Source organism: Diaphorobacter sp. ED-3, assembly GCF_027625375.1.
GTDB lineage: Bacteria > Pseudomonadota > Gammaproteobacteria > Burkholderiales > Burkholderiaceae_C > Diaphorobacter > Diaphorobacter nitroreducens.
Genome location: NZ_CP115182.1, coordinates 2,269,980 through 2,290,147, shown reverse-complemented (window position 1 = coordinate 2,290,147; position 20,168 = coordinate 2,269,980). Strand labels below are relative to the sequence as shown.

The following is a 20,168-nucleotide window of genomic DNA, read 5'->3' as shown; positions in this document are numbered from 1 at the left end:
CCTCAGTTAGGCCCCCGGCTGACAGGGGCGCGCCTGGACCGGGCCTACAATTCCGGCCTTCCTGCCGGCCTTCCTGCCGGCCTTGCCTGGACGGCGGACCTGCCGGTCCCGCCCCTTATCTCCAAGGAATCCCCTGTGCAGCTTTCTCCCGCGATCTTCAAGGCCTACGACATCCGCGGCATCGTTCCCAGCACGCTCAACGACGACGTGGCCCGCGCCCTCGGCCGGGCCTTTGGCACCGCCGCACTCGCGCAAGGCGAGCGTACGGTGGCTGTGGGACGCGACGGGCGCCTGTCGGGCCCCGCGCTCTCGGCCGCGCTGATCCAGGGCCTGGTGGACGCGGGCGTCGAGGTCATCGACATCGGCATGAGCACCACGCCCCTGCTGTACTTCGCGGCCAGCACGCTGTGCGCCAGCGGCATCCAGGTCACGGGCAGCCACAACCCCAAGGACTACAACGGCTTCAAGATGGTGCTGGCCGGCCGCGCGATCTACGGAGAGGAAATCCAGCAGCTACGCCGCACCATGGAGCAGCAGAGCTGGCAGCTGCGCGAAGGGGGCCACGTGCGCCATGAGGACGTGCTGCCCGCCTACGTGCAACGCATCGTGGGCGACGTGAAGCTCGCGCGGCCCATGAAGATCGTGGTGGACAGCGGCAACGGCATCGCCGGCGCGTCGGCGCCCGGCATCTTCCGTGCACTGGGCTGCGAGGTGATCGAGCTGTTTTCGGAGGTGGACGGCAACTTCCCCAACCACCACCCCGACCCCAGCAAGCCCGACAACCTGCGCGACGTGATCGAGGCCTTGAAGGCCAGCGACGCCGAACTGGGCCTGGCCTTCGACGGCGACGGCGACCGCCTGGGCATCGTGACCAAGGACGGCCAGAACATCTTCCCCGACCGGCAGATGATGCTGTTCGCCCAGGATGTGCTCTCGCGCGTACCGGGCGCCCCCATCCTGTTCGACGTGAAGTGCACGCAGCGCCTGGCGCCCGCCATCGAGGCCGCGGGCGGCCAGCCGCAGATGTACAAGACCGGCCATTCGCTCATCAAGGCACGCATGAAAGAGCTGGACGCGCCCCTGGGCGGCGAGATGAGCGGCCACATCTTCATCAAGGAACGCTGGTTCGGTTTTGACGACGGCACGTATGCAGGCTGCCGCCTGCTGGAAATCCTGAGCCGCCATGCCGACCCCAGCGCCGTGCTGAACGCCCTGCCCACAAGCCATTCCACGCCCGAACTCAACGTGCATTGCGAGGAGGGCGAGCCCCATCGCCTGACGGCCGAGTTGCAGGCGCTGGCAGCCGACGCGTTTGGGGCGCCGGCCCGCATCAGCACCATCGACGGCCTGCGCGTGGACTGGCCCGATGGCTTTGGCCTGATCCGCGCCAGCAACACCACGCCGGTGCTGGTGCTGCGCTTCGAGGGCCACACCGACGCCGCGCTGCAGCGCATCGAAGCCGCCATGCTGGCGCTGCTGGAACGCGTGAAGCCCGGCGCCCAGGTGGGCGGCGCCGCGCACTGAGGGCAGCGCGGGCGGCATGCACCAGCTCATCCTGTGGCTCTACAGCCTGGCCGTGTGGCTGGCCACGCCGCTGCTGCTGCGCAAGCTGCGCCGCCGCGCGCTCACCGAGCCCGGCTACGCCGTGGCCGTGCCCGAGCGCTTCGGCCACTACCCGCCGCCCATGGACAGCCTCTCGCCGTCATCGGGGACCGAGGCCGACGAGCAGTTCATCTGGATCCACGCCGTCTCCCTGGGGGAGACACGCGCGGCGGCCATCCTGCTGAAGGAACTGCGCCCGCTGCTGCCCGGCATGCGCCTGCTGCTCACCCACGGCACGGCCACGGGCCGGGCCGAGGGCGAAAAGCTGCTGCTGCCCGGCGACGTGCAGGTGTGGCAGCCCTGGGACACGCCCTGGGCCGTGCGGCGCTTTCTGCGGCAGTTCCGCCCGTCCATCGGCATCCTCATGGAGACGGAGATCTGGCCCAACCTCGTCGCGGCCTGCCGCCGGCGGCGCATCCCGCTGGTGCTGGCCAACGCGCGGCTCAACGAAAAGTCGCGCGCCGGCGCGCGCCGGCTGGGCTGGCTGTCGCGCCCGGCGTACGCCGGCCTGTCGGCCGTGTGGGCGCAGACCGAGGACGACGCCGCCCGCCTGCGCGACGTGGGCGCGCACGTGGCGGGGGTCTTCGGCAACCTGAAGTTCGACGTGGTGCCGTCACCCACCCTGCAGGCGCAGGGCCGCGCGTGGCGCGCCGCCAGCGCCCGACCGGTGGTGCTGCTGGCCAGCAGCCGCGAGGGCGAAGAGGCCATGTGGCTGGAGGTTTTGAGGCAAAAAACGCCTCTAGCACCCGCCAGTCAAGCGCCAGCAGCTATTGATTCAGGAGTAAATCAGTCCGTGCAGTGGTTGGTGGTCCCGCGCCACCCCCAGCGTTTTGACGAGGTGCAACGCCTGTGCGAGGCCGCCGGCCTGCGCGTGTCGCGGCGCAGCCAGTGGACCGCGCAGCCGGACAGCGCCGATGTGTGGCTGGGCGACTCGCTGGGCGAGATGGCGCTGTATTACGGCCTGGCCCACGTGGCGCTGCTGGGAGGCAGCTTTGCGCCGCTGGGCGGGCAGAACCTCATCGAGGCCGCGGCAGGCGGCTGCCCCGTGGTCATGGGCCCGCACACCTTCAACTTTGCCGAGGCCGCGCGCCTGGCCATCGACGCTGGCGCCGCGCTGCGCGTGGCCGACATGGCCGAGGGCGTGGCCGCCGCGGCCGCCCTGGCGCAGGACCCGCAGCGGCGGAGGGCGCTGTCCGAGCGCTGCGTGGCATTCACCGAGGAGCACCGCGGCGCGGCCCTGGACACGGCCCTGGCCGTCCTGCAGCGCCTGCGCGAGGCCGTGGACGACCGTCCCGACTGAGCGGCCCGCCCGCGTTTCCTGCGGTCACGACTGCAACCACGACTGCGAGGGCGCTGACACAGCGCAAGCCGCCGGCGTTGCCTGTCTCGCCAAGCAACGCCGGGATGGCAGAGAATCGCTCCATCATGATGGACAAGCACTACCTCACACCCCTGTTCACGCCCAGCTCCATCGTCGTGCTGGCCGGCAACGCCGATGCGCCCGACACGCACACGCCCCAGGCCAAGGTGCTGCGCGAGGCGCTGGCCGCCCAGCGCTTCACGGGCACGCTCACCTACCTGGACATCCATACCAGCGGCACGCTGGCCGACCTGGCGCAGACGCGTGCGGACCTGGCCATCATCGCCCAGCCGCTGCAGGACCTTCCCGCCGCGCTGGAGGTAGCGGGGCGCATCAACTGCCGCTCGGCACTGGTGCTGTCCAACGGCGTGGATGCGCAACTGGCGGAGCAGCTGCGCAAGATCGCGCGTCGCGAGGGCATCCACCTGCTGGGGCCCAATTCGCTGGGCATGCAGCGGCCGTCGCTGCAATTGAATGCCAGCGCCGCGGGGCCGCTGGCGCGCGAGGGGTCGCTGGCCCTGGTGTGCCAGTCGGGCGCGCTCACCTCGTCCATCCTGGATTGGGCCAGCAACAACGCGGTGGGCTTTTCCAGCGTGATTTCGCTGGGCCCGCACACCGACGTGGGGCTGAGCGAGGCGCTGGACTTCCTGGCCAACGATGCGCGCACGCAGAGCATCGTGGTCTACATGGAGGGCATCCAGAATGCGCGCCGCTTCATGAGCGCCCTGCGATCGGCGGCCTATGCCAAGCCGGTGGTGGTGCTCAAGGCGGGGCGCAAGCCTGCAGGCAACGAGGCGGCGCAGACGCACAGCGCCGCCATCGTGGGCAGCGACGACGTGTTCGACGCCGCGCTGCGCCGCGCGGGCGCCGTGCGCGTGCGCTCGTTCGTGGAGCTGTTTTCGGCCGCGAAGTGCCTGGCCTCGCGCTACCGCCCCGTGGGCAAGCGCCTGGCGATCATCACCAACGGCGGCGGCCCCGGCGTGCTGGCGGCCGACTGGGAGAACGAGATCGGCCTGGACCTGGGCCGCTTTTCGCCCGAGACCTGCGCTGCGTTGGCGCCCAAGCTGCCGCCGCTGGCCTCGCTGGCCGACCTGATCGATCTGTCGGAAGAAGCGGGGCCGGAGCACTATCGCCTGGCGCTGGAGGCGGCGTTCCGTGACAAGCAGATCGATGGCCTGCTGGCCATCTTCTCGCCCAAGGCCGGCGCCGACGCCGAAGCCGTGGCCACCGTGCTGGCCGATGCCAAGCGCCTGGCCTCCAAGCCCTTGCTGTCGTGCTGGATGGGCGACGCCTCGGTGGTGCCGGCGCGCCGCATCCTGCGGGCCGCGCAGATTCCCACCTTCCGAACGCCCGAGGCCGCGGTGGGCGCCTTCGGCAACATCGCCTCGTTCTACCAGAACCAGCAGCTTTTGCAGCAGACACCGCCGCCGCTCACGACGCTGTCCAAGCCCGACATCGAGGGCGCGCGCCTGGTGATCGAGAGCGTGCTGGCCGAGCGGCGCAACGTGCTGACCGAGATGGAGTCCAAGACGCTGCTGGCGGCCTTCCACATCCCGGTGACCAAGACGCTGCTGGCGCGCAGCAGCCACGAGGCGATGATGATCGCCACGCAGCTCGGCTTCCCCGTGGCGCTCAAGATCGATTCGCCCGACATCGCGCACAAGTCCGACGTGGGCGGCGTGGCGCTGAATGTGCACAACGGATCGGCCGCGCGCGATGCCTACACCGACATGGTGCAGCGTGTGGCGCGGGTACAGCCCGGCGCGCGCATCAACGGCGTAACGGTGCAGAAGATGGCACGCGGGCGCCGCGGGCGCGAGACCTGCATCGGCCTGGTCAGCGACGAGCCCTTCGGCCCGGTGATCACCTTTGGCGCCGGCGGCACGATGATCGAGCTCATCAACGATCGCGCGATGGAGTTGCCGCCGCTCAACCAATTCCTGGCGCGGCGGCTCATCGACCGCTCGCGCGTGGCCGAGACGCTGGGCGAATGGCGCGGCGCCACCGCCGTGGACCTGGAAGGGCTGGAGCAGGTGCTGCTGCGCGTGTCCGAGATGGTCTGCGCGCTGCCCCAGCTGCGCGAGATGGACATCAACCCCCTGATCGTGGACGAGCAGGGCGCCGTGGCCGTGGACGCGCGCATCGTCATCCATGAAACGGCCCAGGGCGGCTCGCGCGGCGAGGTGGCCGGCTACGGGCACTACGGCCACCTCTCCATCCTGCCGTATCCGGCGCGCTATGAGGCGGTGTGGCCGCTGCGCGGCGGGGGTGAGTACCTGGTGCGCCCGATCCGTCCGGACGATGCGCAGATGGTGCAGCGCCTGGTCAAGGAACTGTCGCCCGAGAGCCGCTACTTCCGCTTCGTGTCGCAGTTGGCCGAGCTGCCGCCTTCCATGCTGGCGCGTTTCACCCTCATCGACTACGACCGCGAGATGGCCCTGGTGGCCGTGCACCGCGAGCGCGTGGTGGACGAGGAGGGCGAGGTGAGCTACAAGGAGCGCATCGTGGGCGTGTCGCGCTACGTGACCAACCCCGACCAGACGAGCTGCGAGTTCGCGTTGCTGGTGGCCGACGACTTCGCCGGCAAAGGGTTGGGCTCGCGCCTGATGCTCAGCATCATGGACGTGGCGCGCGATCGCGGCCTGGCCGAGATCCAGGGCCTGGTGCTGGCCAACAACCCGACCATGCTCAAGCTGATGCGGCGCCTGGGCTTCGAGGTGCGCACCTTCGAGGACGACCCAGAATTCCGCCTGGTGGTGCACCAACTGTAAAAGCCGATGGGCTGGCTCGTCACCAAATACCTGATCACCGCGGCGGTGGTGGTCGCCGTGTCCGAAGCAGCCAAGCGCAGCGACAAGCTGGGCGCATTGCTGGCGGCGCTGCCGCTGGTGACGTTCCTCGCGCTGGTCTGGCTGTACGTGGAAAAGCAGCCGCAGGAAAAGATCGCCAACCACGCTTGGTACACGTTCTGGTACGTGGTCCCCACGCTGCCCATGTTCCTGGCGTTCCCCTGGCTGCTGCCGCGCATCGGGTTCGGCCTGACCCTGCTGGCCAGCGCAGCCATCACCGTGGTCTGCTTCGGCCTGTTCGCGCTCGCCGTGCGGCCGCTGGGCGTCGAGTTGCTGCCCTGACCCTGCAGAGCTTTGCGGGACGGCCCACGCGCTATAAACCGTCCATGAAAACCCAGTATTTCACCGCCACCAGCCTGGACGGCTTCCTCGCCACGGAAGACGACTCGCTGGATTGGCTTTTCACCCTGGGCAGCCTGGAGGAATCCAGCTATCCCGCCTTCATCGCGCAGGTGGGTGCCCTGGCCATGGGGTCATCCACCTACGAATGGATGCTGCGCAACGCGGACGCCGTGCGCGCCGAAACGGGCTCCGCCTGGCCCTACACGCAGCCCGCCTGGGTTTTCTCCTCGCGCCGCCTGCCGGGCATCGACGGGGCGGACATCCGCTTCGTGCAGGGCGACGTGCGGCCGGTGCACGCGGCCATGCGCTTGGCGGCGGGGACGAAGAACCTCTGGATAGTAGGCGGCGGGGACCTTGCCGGCCAGTTCTACGACGCTGGCTTGCTGGACGAGCTGATCCTGCAGGTGGGCTCGGTCACGCTGGGACGGGGCAAGCCGCTGTTTCCGCGCCGGCTGCCCAGCACCGCGTTGCGCCTGCTTGACGCACAGCCCCTGGGGACGGGCATGGTGGAGCTGCGTTATGCCGTGAACCGGACGGGTGACGCGGCGGGCCTTGACCGGGAATGATGGTCTTTTAGACCTCTAGCGCTTATCCACCAAGCGCAAGCAGCTATTGTTTATATAGCAATAGCGGTGGGTATCGCAGAGTGTTAGCGACTCAGCAGGCTGTCCACCGCCACCACGTCGTCCATGGACAAGGTGCCGGCGGCCTGCTTGAGTCGCAGCGTGCCCATGAGCACGTTGTAGCGCGCCACGGCCAGGTCGCGCTTGGTCTGGTAGAGCTGGCTCTGGGCGTTGAGCACGTCGATGTTGATGCGCACGCCCACCTCGTAGCCCAGCTGGTTGGCTTCCAGCGCGCTCTGGGTGGACGCCTCGGCCGCCTGCAGCGCCCGCACCTGGCTCTGGCCCGACTGCACGCCGAAGAACGCAGCGCGCGTGGCCTGGGCCACGCTGCGGCGTGCATGGTCCAAGTCGGCGCGCGCCTTGTCTTCCAGCGACAGGGTTTCCTTCACCCGGTTTTGCACCGCGAAGCCCGCGAACAGCGGCAGGTTGAGCGCCACCCCCACGCTGGCGACGTTGGCCCGGGAGTGCACGCCCGGCATGGTGACGGTTCCATTGGGCGTGCGCTGCACGCTGTAGCCCGCCTGCAGATCCACCGTGGGCAGGTGGCCAGTCTCGGCCTTGGCGGTCTCCAGACGCGCCACGTCCAGCGCAATGGCCGCCTGGCGCACCTGGGGTTGCTGATCTTCCGCGACGTGCACCCAGCTGTTCACATCGGCCGGCTGCACCGCGGGCAGTTGCACCGGCTGGGCCAGGGGCAGCGGGGTCAGGCCCGAGCGGCCCACGGTCTGCTCCAGTGCCAGGCGCTTGACGTGCAGGTCGTTCTCGGCCGCGATCTCCTGGGCCGACACCAGGTCGTGCCGCGCGTGGGCCTCGCGCTCGTCGGTCACCGTGGCGGTGCCGACCTCGAAATTGCGCTTGGCCGCGGCCAGTTGTTCGGCCACGGCAGCCTTTTGGGCCTGCATGAAGGTCAGGGTGTCCTGGGCGGCCAGCACATCGAAATACGCCTGGCTCACGCGCACCAGCAGGTCCTGCTCGGCCCCGTCACGCTGCGCGCGGGCAATGTCGATCCCGCGCTGCCCCTGCTCGAAGCCGATGCGGTTGGCCGGCCGGTACAGCGGCTGCGAGGCCACCACGCCCACGGTCTGGGTAGGGGCGTGCAGGTCCAGCGGGGGCAGGGGGCCACGGGTCAGGTCGGTGCGGGCGTAGGTCACGCCCCCATTCAGCGCGGCGCTGGGCAACAGTCCTGCGCGCGCCTGCTCGGCACGGCTGTCGGCGGCCTGCAACTGTGCCTGCGCGGCCTGCCACGGGGCGTCATAGCTGCGCGCCCATTCCACCAGCGTGGACAGGCTCTGCGCCTGCGCGGGCAGGGCGCCCAGCGCGCAGGCGCCCACGGCCAGGGAAACGGAGAGCAACCGTTGCAGTGATGTCATGACGTTCTTCAGGAAGGTCTGCGGTGATCAATGGGAAGGCTGCAGCACGCCGGGCGACGTCCGTGGTGGCTCAATACCGGGGCACCGCCGGGTCGCGCTCATGCGACCAGGCCTCGATGCCGCCCGTGATATTGGCCACCTGGTCGAAGCCCTGGTGCGCCAGGAAGCCCGCCACCCGCAGGCTGCGCATGCCGTGGTGGCACAAGCAGGCCACAGGGCGGGCGGGGTCCAGTTCATCCAGCCGTGCGGCCAGCTCCCCCATGGGGATGGCCACGAGCTCAAACCCCTGGGGCGTCACGCTGGCGGTCTGCAGCTCCCATGGCTCACGCACGTCCAGCACCAGCGGGCGGCTGCCGGCGTTAGCGGTCAGCCAGTCGGCCAGTTGGGCAGGGCGCACGTGGTCGATCATGCAAAGGTTCCTGAAGGACGCTGAAGGGGTGTCAGAACTTGAAGCGGGTCGGCTCCGGGAAGTGGCGCAGGCGCGGCACCACCACATCCCAGGGTTGAGTGGTCTCGTACCGGTCACCTTGGCGGCGCACGAACGTGGCGCGCATCATCGGCATGTGGCCCACGAAGGCGCCCAGGCGGCCGCCGTCGCGCAGCAGGCCCAGCAGGCGCTGGGGAATCTCGGCCACCGAGCCGCTGAGCACGATCACATCGAACGGACCATCGGGGATGGGGTCCAGCGCGCCGTCGGACTGGCGCACCTCGGCGTTGTCCACGCCGGCACTGCGCAGGTTCTCGCGGGCGAACTCGGCCAGCTCCGGGACGATCTCCAGCGACACCACGCGCTCGGCGCGCGCGGCCAGCAGCGCGGCCATGTAGCCCGAGCCCGCGCCGATCTCCAGCACGCGGTCGGAGGATTGCACCTGCAGATCCTGGAACATGCGCGCATCCACGCGCGGCGCCAGCATCACCTGGCCCAGGCGCTCGGCTTCTTCCACCGAGGGGTTCAGCGGGATCTGCGTGTCGATGAAGGCGGCCCCCTGGTAGGCCGGAGGCACGAACTCCTCGCGGCGCACGGTGAACAGCAACTCCAGCACCGCCTCGTCCAGCACGTTCCACGGGCGGATCTGCTGCTCGACCATGTTGTAGCGGGCCTGCTCGGTAGGATCGCAAATGTCAGCGGACGTGTTCAGAGGCATGTTCATGGGGTACTCCGGAGGCGGGTCACTGTGGTTCAGACAAACCCCTGATTCTAGGTCGGCCGCACGCACAGCCCCTGCAAGACGTTCTCGGCCTGCAGGCGGATGTACTCCTGCGCGGAGAACGTGTCAGGGTTCGGGATGCACAGCGACAGCGAAGGCTGCGAGAACATCAGGAACATCAAGGGCGCCAGCACCAGGTAGACGGCATGGTCCAGATCCAGCGGGCGGAACTCGCCACGGTCCATGCCGCGCTGCAGGATGCGGCGGATCAGGCGGTGGCCGGGTTCCACGACCTCCCGGCGGTAGAACTCAGCGATCTCCGGGAAGTTGTTGGCCTCGCTCAGCATGAGCTTGCCCAGGCCCGATGCCTTGGTGGAGCCCACGCGCTCCCACCACGTCTGAAAGCAGTACTGCACCAGTTCGCTGCTCGTGCCCTCGAAGGTTTCCATCTCCAGGTCCCATTCAGGGAAGCGGCCCGCAATGTTCTTGCGGACCACGGCCTTGAAAAGGTCTTCCTTGCTGGGGAAGTAGAGGAACAGCGTGCCCTTGGACACGCCCGCGCGCGCGGCGACCTCGTCCACCCGGGTGGCGGCAAACCCTTTTTCCACGAACAGGTCCAAGGCAGCGTCCAGCAATTCACCGGGCCGGGCTTCCTTGCGGCGGCCACGGCGCGGCGGTTCGGACGATTCGGGGACTGGGGGGAGGGTGGCCATAAATTACTGACTGACTGGTTAGTAATATAGCAACCCGCCTTCCCCCCGTCAACGCAAGGGCAGACGCGGGACGGCGCCTTCGCTTCATTTCTATGATGAGGCTTTCATCCCCTTCACGAGGCGCAATCCCATGTCCGATCTGCAATCCATCACCCTCGGCGGCGGGTGCTTCTGGTGCACCGAAGCCGTGTTCGACCGCGTGCGCGGCGTGACCGACGTGCAAAGCGGCTATGCCAATGGCGACGTAGCCGAGCCCACCTACGAGCAGGTGTGCAGCGGCACGACCGGCCACGCCGAGGTGGTGCGCGTGACCTTCGACCCCGCGCAGATCGGCGTGCGCGAGATTCTGGAGATCTTCTTCGCCACGCACGACCCCACCACCCTCAACCGCCAGGGCAACGACGTGGGCACGCAGTACCGCAGCGCCATCTACTTCACCGACCCCGCGCACCAGGACGTGGCCGAAGAGCTGTTGCGCCAGATGGGGCAGGACAAGCTCTTTGGCGCGCCCGTGGTGACCGAGGTGGCACCCCTGGTGAACTACTGGCCCGCGGAGGACTACCACCAGGACTACTACCGCAACCACCCCAACCAGGGCTATTGCGCCTTCGTCGTGGGGCCAAAGGTGGAGAAGTTCCGCAAGACCTTCGCACGGCACCTCAAACCCGGCGCCTGACCGCTGCGAGGCCCAGGTCGCCGCCGGCGGTCCTCCGCCTTCCCACAGCGGCGCATCCGCGCAGCCTTTTGTGAATCCCCGCGGGTTCCTGCGCTATCCTCCCGGGCCCGCGCCGCAACAGCGGCGCGGTGTTACTTTGGAGGAAGCAACCCATGAAACCCTGGCTCGCCACCCTGCTGCTGGCCTGCGCCGCCTTCGCGCACGCGCAGGAGCACACCGCGCAGCAGACCAAGGTCGACATCGAGCGCCACCGCGCCATGGCAGCAGCGCACGAGGCCGCTGCCAAGTGCCTGGAATCCGGCAAGGGCGAAGAAACCTGCCGCAAGGAATTGCAGGCCGCCTGCAAGAACCTGGCGATCGGCAAGTACTGCGGCATGAAGCACGCCCACTGACGACTGCACCTTTCACCCAGCCCGCATGTCCCTGACACCCGCGCTCTTGCCGCAACTGCGCCGCCGCCTGGCCCTGACCTGGCTGCTGCTGGCGCTGGTGCTCGCGCCCGCACTCGGGCGCATGCACCAGGTGTTGCACCTGCCCGCGGGGCAGGGGCTGGCGCATGCCTTGCACGGCGACGGGCATGCACGGGATGCGGCAAGCGCCGGGCAACAGGCCCTGGACACCCTGCATGCGCTGTTTGCAGGGCACGGCGCCGCGGACTGCCAGGTGCTGGACGAGCAGACGCTGGTGGGCGCCGCGCTGGGCCAGGCCCCGGCAGTGGCACAGGCACAGCCGCAGCTGCCCCCTGTCAGGTCCCCCGCGCCGGTGCCGCGCGCGGGCAGGGCGGCGCCTTTCCATGCCCGCGCTCCGCCCCTGAGCGCCTGAGGCTCCCCGCCTCGCGCCGCCGCCTTTGCGTGCCGGCGTCGCAAAAACTCCTCTTTTTATAGCTGCTCGCGCTTGATACATAAGCGCTAGAGGCAGTTTTGGATCAAATTTTCAAGCGCGGCCGCGTGCGGCCCGAGCGTTCGCGCGCGCCTGCCGCCTTTTAACGGAAATCGTTGTATGAACTCCTTCACCCCTTTCGCCCGCATGCCGGGCGCAATGCACCCGCTGGCCTGGGCCGCGCTGCTGTGCCTGACCAGCGCAGCACCCGCGTGGGCGCAGGCGGATGCCCGCCTGCCCGAGGTCACCGTGTCCTCCAGCGGTTTGCAGCTGGGCGTGTCCGAAATGACGCAGCCCGTGTCTGTGCTGGAGGGCGACGCCCTCGTGCGCCAGCGCGAGGCCACGCTGGGCGAAACCCTGGACGGCGAGCCCGGCATCACCGGCAGCCATTTCGGCGCGGGCGCCAGCCGCCCCGTGATCCGCGGCATGGACGGCCCGCGCGTGCGCGTGCTCTCTGACGGGTCCGAACTGCACGACGCCTCCACCGTCAGCCCCGACCACGCCGTGGCGGCCGAGCCACTGCTGGCCACGCAGGTCGAAGTGCTGCGCGGGCCGTCGGCACTGGTCTACGGCGGCGGCGCCGTGGGTGGCGTGGTCAACGTGCTGGACGGCAAGGTGCCCACGGCCGTGCCTGACAAGGGCTACGAAGGCAGCGCCGAGCTGCGCGCCGGCAGCGCAGCACGCGAAAAGGCCGGCGCTGTCGCGCTGACCGGTGGCGCGGGCAACCTGGCCGTGCACGTGGAGGCCGCCGGTCGGGACGCCGACGACTACCGCGTGGGCAGCGGCTGGGCCGAGGGGCGACGCGTGCCCGGCAGCTTCAACCGCACGGGTACCGGCAGCGTGGGGCTGTCCTGGGTTGGCAGCCGCGGCTACCTGGGCCTGGCCTTCACACGCCAGAACGCCAAATACGGCCTGCCGGGCCACAGCCACAGTTTCGAAGGCTGCCACACCCATGGCAACCACCTGCACTGCGGCAGCCATGACGAGCACGACCACGAGGACGACGGGCATGACCACGACCACGGTCACGAAGCCGTTCCTGTGGTGGACCTGCGCAGCGAGCGCGTGGACATCCGCGGCGAGCTGCGCGACCCGTTCACCGGCTTCTCCGCCCTGCGCCTGCGCGCGGGCGTGACCGACTACGTACACGACGAGGTGGAGGAGGGCACCGTTGCCACCACCTTCAAGAACAAGGCCCACGACCTGCGCGTGGAGCTGCAGCACGAGCCCGTGGTCGGCTGGCGCGGCGTGCTGGGCCTGCAGACCGGGCAGCGCAAGTTCAGTGCCGCGGGAGAAGAGGCCTACGTGCAACCCACCCTCACGCGCCAATGGGGCGTGTTTCTGCTGGAGGAATACCGCCTGGGCGACTGGCATGGCGACTGGCGCATCGAGACCGCGCTGCGCCACGACCGCCAAAGCGCCGAAGCGCAGGACAGCGGTGTGGAGCGGCGCCACCACGGCACCTCCGCATCGCTGGGCGCGGTGTGGCGCTTTGCGCCTGGCTACGCAGCGGGTGCGAGCATCACCCGCGCCCACCGTGCGCCCACCGCCGAGGAGCTGTACGCACGCGGCCTGCACATGGCCACGTCCACCTACGAGCGTGGCGACGCCAGTCTGCGTGCGGAAACCTCGCGCAACATCGACCTGAGCCTGCGCAAGACCAGCGGGGACACCACGTTTGACGTGAGCGTGTTCCACAACCGCATCCGCAACTACATCTACGGCCGCACGCTCGACGAACTGGACGGCCTGCAGCTGCTGCAGTACAGCCAGGCGGGCGCCACCTTTACCGGCATGGAGGGCCGGGTGCGCCAGCGCATCACGCAGCGCCTGGGGGTCACCCTGTTCGGGGACAGCGTGCGTGCCCGCCTGGACGGTGGCGAGCGGCTGCCGCGCATCGCCCCCGCACGCGTGGGCCTGCGCCTGGATGCCAACTGGCGCGACTGGGACGGCGCGGTGGAATGGGTGCAGGTGGCGCGGCAAAACCGCGTGGCCGCGTTCGAGACCGCCACGCCTGGCTACGGCATGCTGAACCTGGGCCTGGCCTACAACGGCCGCACGGGCAGTGGCACGCCATGGCAGGTGTACCTGAAGGCGCGCAACCTCACGGACCGCCTGGCCTACGCCCACACCTCGTTCATCAAGGACGCGGCCCCGCTGGCAGGGCGCAACGTGACGGTGGGCGTGCACGTGTCGTTCTGACACCACCATCCCCGGCCCGCGGCGGATGCGCATGCACATCCGCCGCGCAGCACGCACGGCGGTGCGCAAAAGACCGCGCGCCGCCGTGCGACAAGGTTGTCCCGCGGACTGCGCACTGCTAGCATGCGCGCCCATGTTCCCGAGCACACCCGTCCGCCGCACCCTTGCGCGCAACCGCGTGGGCGTCGTGGCGCGTGTGCTCTGGCCATACCAGCCGGTCGCACATTCCTCCGCCCGGCGATAAAGCACCCATCCTCTTTCCAACGCGCAGAACCACCATCGCCGGGCACCCGCCCTGCGCAACGGTGGACAACGCCTTCCCACGCCCGCTCGCGCGGGCCCTTCGTCCGCCGGGTCACCCCAGGTCCCCGCAGCAGCACCGCACGGGCGCCTTGCAAGGATTGGAGCGTCGCATGGAATTCACCAAGCAGTTTCTCCGGGCCAAGAGCCCCTGCGCCAACGGCTTTCGCTGGTTCGTGCGCCATGTCGAGGACGGTGTGGGCTACCAGCAGGCGCTGGACCAGCTGGTGGCCGCCGGGCGCGTGGACGACGCGCTGTGGCTGCTGGGCCAGTTCGGCCCCTCGAACGCAGTGCTGCACCTGGACAGCCTGGAGGCCGAGGCCCTGGTGTTCGCGGGCACCGTGCAGGTGCGCGGCGGCATCGAGGTGGACGGCGTGATCCACGTCGGCCGCTCCCTCCATTCAGGGGGCGGCATCCGCGCCGGCAGGGCCATCGTGGCGGGCGAGGACATCCGCGCCGGCGCGCACATCCACAGCGATGGGCGGCTGCACTGCGGCGGCGATCTGCGCACCGACTGGGGCGTGCAGGTGCAGGAATCGCTGCACTGCGGCGGCGACCTGCGCGCAGCGTGGGACGTGGTCTGCCACGGCGCGCTCAGCGTGGGCGCCAGCGCCTTCGTGGGGCAGGACCTGCTGGTGCACGGCGGCATCGACTGCGGCAAAAGCCTGCGCGTGGGCGGGCATGTGAGCGGCGAAGGCAGCCTGCGCGCGGGGCAGGGCATCGTGGTCGGCGGAGCCATCAGCGGCCTGACGCACCTGGAGGCCGGGTGGGGCATCAAGGCGGGCGAGTGCATCCACACACAGGGAGCCATCAAGGCCGGCGAGAGCCTGAGCGCGGGTGAGGACATCCGTGCGGGCGAAGGCTACGGCATTTTCGCGGGCCTGAACGTACAGGAGCCCGCCTGGGAGGTGTGTGCCCAGGTCTGGGCGCAGCAGCCGCCGGCCGGCCTGCGCAGCGGGGTGTGGATGGGGCCCTGCGCCATCTGATGCCCACAGCGGCTGCGGCCGCAAGGATCAGGAGGTCTGCTTGCGCGCGCACGCGCCGCGCCCCGCTGCTGGCACGCGGCGCCAGTCATCCGCGCGCCACGCGCAATAGCGATACTCGAGGTTTCGCGCCCGCTGCATGCCACCCATTTCTCCTTTCGCCGCCACCCGCCACCACGCCAGCGCCCGGCGGGTGTTCCTCATCTTCTTGCGCCTGGGCCTGACGTCGTTCGGCGGGCCAGTGGCCCATCTGGGCTACTTCCGCGAGGAATTCGTCGCGCGCCGCCGTTGGCTGACGGAAGACGCCTACGCCGACCTGGTAGCGCTGTGCCAGTTCCTGCCCGGCCCCGCCAGCAGCCAGGTGGGCCTGGCGCTGGGCCTGCGCCAAGCGGGGTGGGGCGGCGCACTGGCGGCCTGGCTGGGTTTCACGCTGCCCTCCGCGCTGGTGATGGCGCTGCTGGGCCTGGGCCTGGTGGCGGGGCAGGGCTTCATGCCCGCGGGCGTGCTGCACGGCCTGAAGGTGGCGGCCGTGGCCGTGGTGGCGCAAGCCGTGTGGGGCATGGCGCGCAGCCTGTGCCGCGGGCCGGCGCGGCTGCTGCTGATGGTGCTGGCCTGTGCGCTTGCGCTGCTGTGGCCGGGCGTGGTGGGGCAGGTGGGCGCCATGCTGGTGGCGGCGCTGGCCGGCCTGGGGCTGTGGGGGCGCGCGGGCGCCATGCCGGCTCCACCATCGCAGGGCGGGCTGGCGGCCGGGGTGCGACCGCATACCGGAGCGCTGCTGCTGGCCGCATTTGCAGCGCTGCTGGTGCTGCTGCCGCTGGCTGCGCGCGCCTGGCCTCAAGGATGGCTGGTGCTGGCCGATGCGTTCTACCGCGCCGGCGCCCTGGTGTTCGGGGGCGGCCACGTCGTGCTGCCGCTGCTGCAGGCCGAGGTGGTGGCCACCGGCTGGGTGGCGGCCGACGATTTCCTGGCGGGCTATGGATTGGCGCAGGCGGTGCCGGGGCCGCTGTTCACCTTTGCGGCCTTTCTGGGCGCTGCGGCAGGCCACGGCGCGGGCGGCTGGCTGGGCGCGGCCGTATGCCTGGTGGCGATCTTCGTGCCAGCATTCCTGCTGGTGGCGGGCGCGCTACCGTTCTGGGAGCGGCTGCGGCACAACGCACGTGCCCGGGCGGCCTTGGCGGGCGTGAATGCCGCCGTGGTGGGCCTGCTGCTGGCGGCGCTCTACCACCCGGTGTGGACCAGCGCCATCCATGCGCCAGCCGACCTGGCGTTGGCATTGGCGGCCTTTGCCGCGCTGGTATGGGCGCGCGTGCCACCGTGGCTGGTGGTGCCGTTGTGCGGCGCAGCAGGTTGGCTGCTGGGCTGATGACAGAAGGAAAACGGCCTCAGCGCTTATCCATCAAGCGCTAGCAGCTCTCATTAATAGAGCATCAACCGCCCACGCTGCGGCGGTCGATCTTGCGGCTGAGCACGATGCTGGTCTGCGTGTTCTGCACGCCGTCCAGCTGGCCGATGCGGTCCAGCAGGCCGTCGAGCTGCTCGTGGCTGGTGCAGCGCAGGAACACCAGGTAGTCGAACGGCCCGCTCACCGCCGAAACCTCTTCCACCTGGGGCAGGGCCTGCAGCATTTGCAGCACCGCCGGCCCGGCCTTGGGCAACACGCGCAGTGCGCACCAGGCGCGCACGGCGCTGCCTGCCAGCCGCTGGCCCAGGCGCACGCCGTAGCCAGCAACCACCCCTTCACGCTCCAAGCGCGCGATGCGCGCCACCACCGTGGTGCGCGCCAGGCCCAGGCGGCGCGCCAGCTCGGCCGTGCCCTCGCGCGCGTTGGCCTGCAGCAGGCTGAGCAGTTGTTGGTCCAGTGCGTCCAGTTCCACGGGCATCTCCAATGCTGCCGATACGTCGTGCAATGCCGTCGATATGACGATCGTTGATGCTTTTATCGACAGTTGTGATGCTACACACTGACAACGATCCGGCCTAGCATGGCTCTACCGAACGACAACGCAAGGAGACTGCCATGACCCGCCTGCATCCCGTCAATGCTTCCCACCCGCACCGCGTACTGATCCTGGGCGCGGGCCATATCGGCCGTGCCATTGCGCTGCTATTGGAGGACGCGGGCAGCTACACGCTCACCGTGGCCGACCGCGACGCCGCCGCACTGAAGCGCCTGCAGGCCAGCAGCGCCGCCACCTTGCAGGTGACGGACGACGCCATGCTGGAGGCTGCCATTGCCGGGCACCATGCGGTACTCAACGCACTGCCGTTTCGCCAAGCCGTGCCGGTGTCCACGCTGTGTGCACGCCATGGCGTGCACTACTTCGACCTGACGGAGGACGTGGCCAGCACCCGTGCCATCCAGGCGCTGGCCGAAGGCGCGCGCAGCGCGTTCATGCCGCAGTGCGGGCTGGCGCCCGGCTTCATCGGCGTGGCGGGCAACGCCCTGGCGCAGCGCCTGGACCGCGTGGAAGCGCTGCAACTGCGCGTGGGGGCGCTGCCGCGCTACCCGCAGGGCGCCCTGCGTTACGCCATGACCTGGAGCACCGAGGGCCTGATCAACGAATACTGCAACCCGTGCGACGCCATCGTGCAGGGCCGGCGCACCAGCGTGCCTGCCCTCGACGGGTTGGAAACGCTGCTGATCGACGGCGTGGAATACGAGGCCTTCAATACCTCGGGCGGCCTGGGCACGTTGCCCCAGACCTGGGAGGGGCGCGTGCGGCAGCTCGACTACAAGTCGGTGCGCTACCCCGGCCACCATGCCATCCTGCAGCTGCTGCTGCACGAGCTGCGCCTGCGCGACCGGCGCGACCTGCTCAAGGAGTTGCTGGACGGCGCCGTCCCGACCACGCAGCAAGACGTGATCGTGATCCTCGCCAGCGCGCGCGGCCAGCGAGGCGGCCGGTTGGTGCAGGAAAGCTATGCCGCCCACATCCTGGGCGCATCGGTGCACGGGCAGATGCTCAGCGCCATCCAACGCACCACGGCCGCGGGCATCTGCGCGGCGCTGGACCTGGTCATCGCGGGCCAGCTTCCGCAGGCCGGTTTCATCGGGCAAGAGCAGATCGCGCTGGAGGACTTCCTGGCCAATCGGTTCGGGCGCGTCTACCGCGTGCCGGGAAGCGAGGGGGACGCCGGGTCGGCCCAGGCCCCGCTTGCGCGGTCATTGCAAGCGGTGGGGGCCTGATCAGCGCTTTTGGTACATGGCCTCGATGGCGGCCGCGTAGTGCGCCATGAGGTGGGTGCGCTTGAGCTTGAGCGTGGGTGTCATGAACGCGTTCTCGATCGTCCATGGCTCGCGCACCAGATGCACGGCGCGCGGCACCGCATAGCGCGGGAAGCCGGCCGCCAGCTTCTCGATGCGCGCCAGTGCCGCCCGTTGGGCGCTGGGGTGCGCAAGGCTGGCAGGGTCGTTGGCGTCCAGTCCCAGTTGCCCGGCCAGTTGGCGCCACTCTTCGGCATGCACCACGGCCACGCAGGCGATGAAGGGGCGCTGCTCGCCCACCACAAAGGCCTGCTCGAACAGCGCATCGGCGGTGATGGCCAGCTCCAGGTCGGCCGGCGGCACCTTCTCGCCCGTGGAGGTGACGATGATTTCCTTGATGCGTCCCAGGATGCGGATGCGGCCGTCGACGATCTCGGCCTGGTCGCCCGTGCCCAGCCAGCCGTCGGCGGAGACGGTGCGGGCCGTATCCTCGGGGCGCTTCCAGTAGCCCTTCATGACGATGGGGCCGCGCACCTGCAGTTCGCGGTTCTCGCCGATGCGCACCTCCACGCCCGGCAAGGCGCGGCCGACGGTGGACGGGTCGTTGTCCTCCAGCGTGTTCACGCTGACCACGGGCGAGGTTTCGGTCATGCCGTAACCCTGCACCAGTTGCAGGCCCAGGCCCAGGAAGCAGTGCGCGATGGTGGGCGACAGCGGCGCGCCCCCGCTCACGGCCACGCGCACGCGGCCACCGAACTGCGCCAGCAGCGGCTTGGCCACCAGGGCACGCAACAGCGGCCAGGGCAGGGCGCGCATCCAGCCGCCCGCGCCGTCGTCCTGGGGTGCTGGCAGGCGCTGCGCGGCACAAAACCGCTTCCAGCCCACGGCCTGCGCGGCCTGGAACAGCTGCATCTTCAAGGGCGAGGGCGACAGCGTCTCGATGAGCTTGGCATGCACGCGTTCATAAATGCGCGGCACCGACACCAGCACCGTGGGGCGCACATTCTTCAAATCCTCCGCCAGTTGCGCCACCGAGCGCGCATAGACCACGCAACTGCCCGAGGCCATGGGCAGGTAGTAGCCGCCCGTGCGCTCGAAGGTGTGCGACAGCGGCAGGAAGGACAGGAACACATCCTGTGGCGTGGGGGCGATGCGCTCCAGCACCGCCTTCACGTCGGCCACCACGTTGGCATGGCTGAGCATCACCCCCTTGGGCTTGCCGGTGGTGCCGCTGGTGTAGACGATCGCCGCCAGATCCTCAGGGCCGGGCGGCGAGGGCAGCGGCGTATCTGCCGCGGCATGCTGCAGCCAGGCAGCCAGCGGTGCGACCGGTACGTCCTGCTCGGCGGCGGTGGGCAGGCCGGTGCTGGCGTTGGTCGTCACCACGCCCATCAGGTGCGGCAGCGGCATGCCCACGTCGCGGATGCGCCGCCATTGCTCGGGCTCTTCCACGACGAGCAGCGACACCTCGGCATCCGCCAGGATGTAGGCAATGCTGCCCGGATTGTCGATGGCATGCAGAGGCACGGGCACACAGCCCGTGGCCATCACAGCCTGGTCGATGCTCATGGCATCCAGCCCGTTGGGCAGCAGGATGGCGATGCGCGCCCCCTGTGGCAGGCCCGATGCGGCAATGGCGCGGCTGCACTGCTGCACGCGCTCCTGGGTCTGTGCCCAGGTCAGGCTGATCCACTGGCCGGTGCCGGGGTCGCAGGCGCGGTACGCCTCGCTGTGGGGAGTGAGGGCGGCGCGGAACGCCAGCAGTTCGGGCAGCGTCTGCACGCCGCGCAGGTCGGGGGTGGGGGAATTCATGCGTGCAATACGTGCAGTGCGTGCCGGCAGGGCTGGGCACCATTGCGGAGCCAAGCCGCCGAGCAAAAAGCGGAATCATAGGCCGGGCACGCGCGTTTTCGCAC

18 protein-coding genes are annotated in these 20,168 nt (G+C 69.7%); 12 read left to right on the top strand and 6 right to left on the bottom strand.

Features of this window, described 5'->3' with window-relative positions; all coding sequences use genetic code 11:
* Window positions 1-135 precede the first annotated feature (135 nt).
* The 5 genes from PCQ86_RS11195 to PCQ86_RS11175 all read left to right on the top strand — a co-directional run bounded on the left by PCQ86_RS11195 (window position 136) and on the right by PCQ86_RS11175 (window position 6,719).
* Entirely contained in the window at window positions 136-1,524 is a 1,389-nt protein-coding gene (locus PCQ86_RS11195) for a phosphomannomutase/phosphoglucomutase (RefSeq protein WP_270173749.1), read from the top strand.
* 16 nt (window positions 1,525-1,540) lie between these two features.
* Complete coding sequence (locus PCQ86_RS11190; RefSeq protein ID WP_270173748.1) at window positions 1,541-2,902, top strand: 3-deoxy-D-manno-octulosonic acid transferase; 1,362 nt, start codon at window positions 1,541-1,543, stop codon at window positions 2,900-2,902.
* 125 nt (window positions 2,903-3,027) lie between these two features.
* A complete protein-coding gene (locus tag PCQ86_RS11185; RefSeq protein ID WP_270175439.1) occupies window positions 3,028-5,733 on the top strand; it encodes a bifunctional acetate--CoA ligase family protein/GNAT family N-acetyltransferase in 2,706 nt (901 codons plus the stop codon).
* Window positions 5,734-5,739: 6 nt separating this feature from the next.
* Window positions 5,740-6,093 (top strand): DUF3147 family protein, encoded by a 354-nt coding sequence (locus tag PCQ86_RS11180; RefSeq protein WP_011805267.1) that lies wholly within the window; start codon window positions 5,740-5,742, stop codon window positions 6,091-6,093.
* A 44-nt stretch (window positions 6,094-6,137) separates the two neighbouring features.
* On the top strand, window positions 6,138-6,719 hold the full coding sequence (locus PCQ86_RS11175) for a dihydrofolate reductase family protein (RefSeq protein WP_270173747.1): 582 nt from the start codon (window positions 6,138-6,140) through the stop codon (window positions 6,717-6,719).
* 83 nt (window positions 6,720-6,802) lie between these two features.
* Here PCQ86_RS11175 and PCQ86_RS11170 read toward each other — a convergent pair whose 3' ends face one another.
* From PCQ86_RS11170 to PCQ86_RS11155, 4 genes are all read right to left on the bottom strand, one after another.
* A complete protein-coding gene (locus PCQ86_RS11170; RefSeq protein WP_270173746.1) occupies window positions 6,803-8,146 on the bottom strand; it encodes a TolC family outer membrane protein in 1,344 nt (447 codons plus the stop codon).
* Window positions 8,147-8,216: 70 nt separating this feature from the next.
* Window positions 8,217-8,555, bottom strand: a complete 339-nt coding sequence (locus PCQ86_RS11165) for a rhodanese-like domain-containing protein (RefSeq protein WP_011805270.1) — start codon at window positions 8,553-8,555, stop codon at window positions 8,217-8,219.
* Window positions 8,556-8,586: 31 nt separating this feature from the next.
* Window positions 8,587-9,297: a protein-L-isoaspartate O-methyltransferase family protein gene (locus PCQ86_RS11160; protein ID WP_047351500.1), complete on the bottom strand. Its 711-nt coding sequence runs from the start codon at window positions 9,295-9,297 to the stop codon at window positions 8,587-8,589.
* A gap of 47 nt (window positions 9,298-9,344) precedes the next feature.
* Window positions 9,345-10,007, bottom strand: coding sequence for a TetR/AcrR family transcriptional regulator (locus PCQ86_RS11155; protein ID WP_270173745.1), 663 nt, complete (start codon window positions 10,005-10,007; stop codon window positions 9,345-9,347).
* A 130-nt stretch (window positions 10,008-10,137) separates the two neighbouring features.
* Here PCQ86_RS11155 and msrA point away from each other — a divergent pair, with 130 nt between their 5' ends.
* From msrA to chrA, 6 genes are all read left to right on the top strand, one after another.
* On the top strand, window positions 10,138-10,683 hold the full coding sequence (gene msrA / locus PCQ86_RS11150) for a peptide-methionine (S)-S-oxide reductase MsrA (protein WP_011805273.1): 546 nt from the start codon (window positions 10,138-10,140) through the stop codon (window positions 10,681-10,683).
* A 152-nt stretch (window positions 10,684-10,835) separates the two neighbouring features.
* The gene (locus tag PCQ86_RS11145) at window positions 10,836-11,075 is read left to right on the top strand and encodes a hypothetical protein (RefSeq protein ID WP_011805274.1); all 240 of its coding nucleotides are present in this window, start codon (window positions 10,836-10,838) and stop codon (window positions 11,073-11,075) included.
* Between the two features lie 25 nt (window positions 11,076-11,100).
* Window positions 11,101-11,505, top strand: a complete 405-nt coding sequence (locus tag PCQ86_RS11140; RefSeq protein ID WP_270173744.1) for a hypothetical protein — start codon at window positions 11,101-11,103, stop codon at window positions 11,503-11,505.
* A gap of 177 nt (window positions 11,506-11,682) precedes the next feature.
* Entirely contained in the window at window positions 11,683-13,764 is a 2,082-nt protein-coding gene (locus tag PCQ86_RS11135) for a TonB-dependent receptor domain-containing protein (RefSeq protein ID WP_270173743.1), read from the top strand.
* A gap of 413 nt (window positions 13,765-14,177) precedes the next feature.
* Window positions 14,178-15,050 carry a hypothetical protein gene (locus tag PCQ86_RS11130; protein ID WP_270173742.1) on the top strand — a complete coding sequence of 291 codons (873 nt, stop codon included), beginning with the start codon at window positions 14,178-14,180 and terminating at the stop codon, window positions 15,048-15,050.
* Window positions 15,051-15,186: 136 nt separating this feature from the next.
* Window positions 15,187-16,410 carry a chromate efflux transporter gene (gene chrA / locus PCQ86_RS11125; protein ID WP_270173741.1) on the top strand — a complete coding sequence of 408 codons (1,224 nt, stop codon included), beginning with the start codon at window positions 15,187-15,189 and terminating at the stop codon, window positions 16,408-16,410.
* Window positions 16,411-16,474: 64 nt separating this feature from the next.
* Here chrA and PCQ86_RS11120 read toward each other — a convergent pair whose 3' ends face one another.
* On the bottom strand, window positions 16,475-16,927 hold the full coding sequence (locus PCQ86_RS11120; protein ID WP_047351494.1) for an Lrp/AsnC family transcriptional regulator: 453 nt from the start codon (window positions 16,925-16,927) through the stop codon (window positions 16,475-16,477).
* Window positions 16,928-17,064: 137 nt separating this feature from the next.
* On the opposite strand from PCQ86_RS11120, the gene PCQ86_RS11115 reads away from it, so the two are divergent.
* Entirely contained in the window at window positions 17,065-18,234 is a 1,170-nt protein-coding gene (locus tag PCQ86_RS11115) for a saccharopine dehydrogenase NADP-binding domain-containing protein (protein ID WP_270173740.1), read from the top strand.
* Here PCQ86_RS11115 and PCQ86_RS11110 read toward each other — a convergent pair whose 3' ends face one another.
* Complete coding sequence (locus tag PCQ86_RS11110) at window positions 18,235-20,064, bottom strand: AMP-dependent synthetase/ligase (protein WP_270173739.1); 1,830 nt, start codon at window positions 20,062-20,064, stop codon at window positions 18,235-18,237. It lies immediately after the preceding gene.
* Window positions 20,065-20,168 lie beyond the last annotated feature (104 nt).

Excerpts from the sequence above, each read along its gene's own strand:
- PCQ86_RS11190 (WP_270173748.1), top strand. The coding sequence starts at position 1,541 with ATGCACCAGCTCATCCTGTGGCTCTACAGCCTGGCCGTGTGGCTGGCC.
- PCQ86_RS11185 (WP_270175439.1), top strand. The coding sequence starts at position 3,028 with ATGATGGACAAGCACTACCTCACACCCCTGTTCACGCCCAGCTCCATC.
- PCQ86_RS11180 (WP_011805267.1), top strand. The coding sequence starts at position 5,740 with ATGGGCTGGCTCGTCACCAAATACCTGATCACCGCGGCGGTGGTGGTC.
- PCQ86_RS11175 (WP_270173747.1), top strand. The coding sequence starts at position 6,138 with ATGAAAACCCAGTATTTCACCGCCACCAGCCTGGACGGCTTCCTCGCC.
- PCQ86_RS11170 (WP_270173746.1), bottom strand. The coding sequence starts at position 8,146 with ATGACATCACTGCAACGGTTGCTCTCCGTTTCCCTGGCCGTGGGCGCC.
- PCQ86_RS11165 (WP_011805270.1), bottom strand. The coding sequence starts at position 8,555 with ATGATCGACCACGTGCGCCCTGCCCAACTGGCCGACTGGCTGACCGCT.
- PCQ86_RS11160 (WP_047351500.1), bottom strand. The coding sequence starts at position 9,297 with ATGAACATGCCTCTGAACACGTCCGCTGACATTTGCGATCCTACCGAG.
- PCQ86_RS11155 (WP_270173745.1), bottom strand. The coding sequence starts at position 10,007 with ATGGCCACCCTCCCCCCAGTCCCCGAATCGTCCGAACCGCCGCGCCGT.
- msrA (WP_011805273.1), top strand. The coding sequence starts at position 10,138 with ATGTCCGATCTGCAATCCATCACCCTCGGCGGCGGGTGCTTCTGGTGC.
- PCQ86_RS11145 (WP_011805274.1), top strand. The coding sequence starts at position 10,836 with ATGAAACCCTGGCTCGCCACCCTGCTGCTGGCCTGCGCCGCCTTCGCG.
- PCQ86_RS11140 (WP_270173744.1), top strand. The coding sequence starts at position 11,101 with ATGTCCCTGACACCCGCGCTCTTGCCGCAACTGCGCCGCCGCCTGGCC.
- PCQ86_RS11135 (WP_270173743.1), top strand. The coding sequence starts at position 11,683 with ATGAACTCCTTCACCCCTTTCGCCCGCATGCCGGGCGCAATGCACCCG.
- PCQ86_RS11130 (WP_270173742.1), top strand. The coding sequence starts at position 14,178 with ATGGAATTCACCAAGCAGTTTCTCCGGGCCAAGAGCCCCTGCGCCAAC.
- chrA (WP_270173741.1), top strand. The coding sequence starts at position 15,187 with ATGCCACCCATTTCTCCTTTCGCCGCCACCCGCCACCACGCCAGCGCC.
- PCQ86_RS11120 (WP_047351494.1), bottom strand. The coding sequence starts at position 16,927 with ATGCCCGTGGAACTGGACGCACTGGACCAACAACTGCTCAGCCTGCTG.
- PCQ86_RS11115 (WP_270173740.1), top strand. The coding sequence starts at position 17,065 with ATGACCCGCCTGCATCCCGTCAATGCTTCCCACCCGCACCGCGTACTG.
- PCQ86_RS11110 (WP_270173739.1), bottom strand. The coding sequence starts at position 20,064 with ATGAATTCCCCCACCCCCGACCTGCGCGGCGTGCAGACGCTGCCCGAA.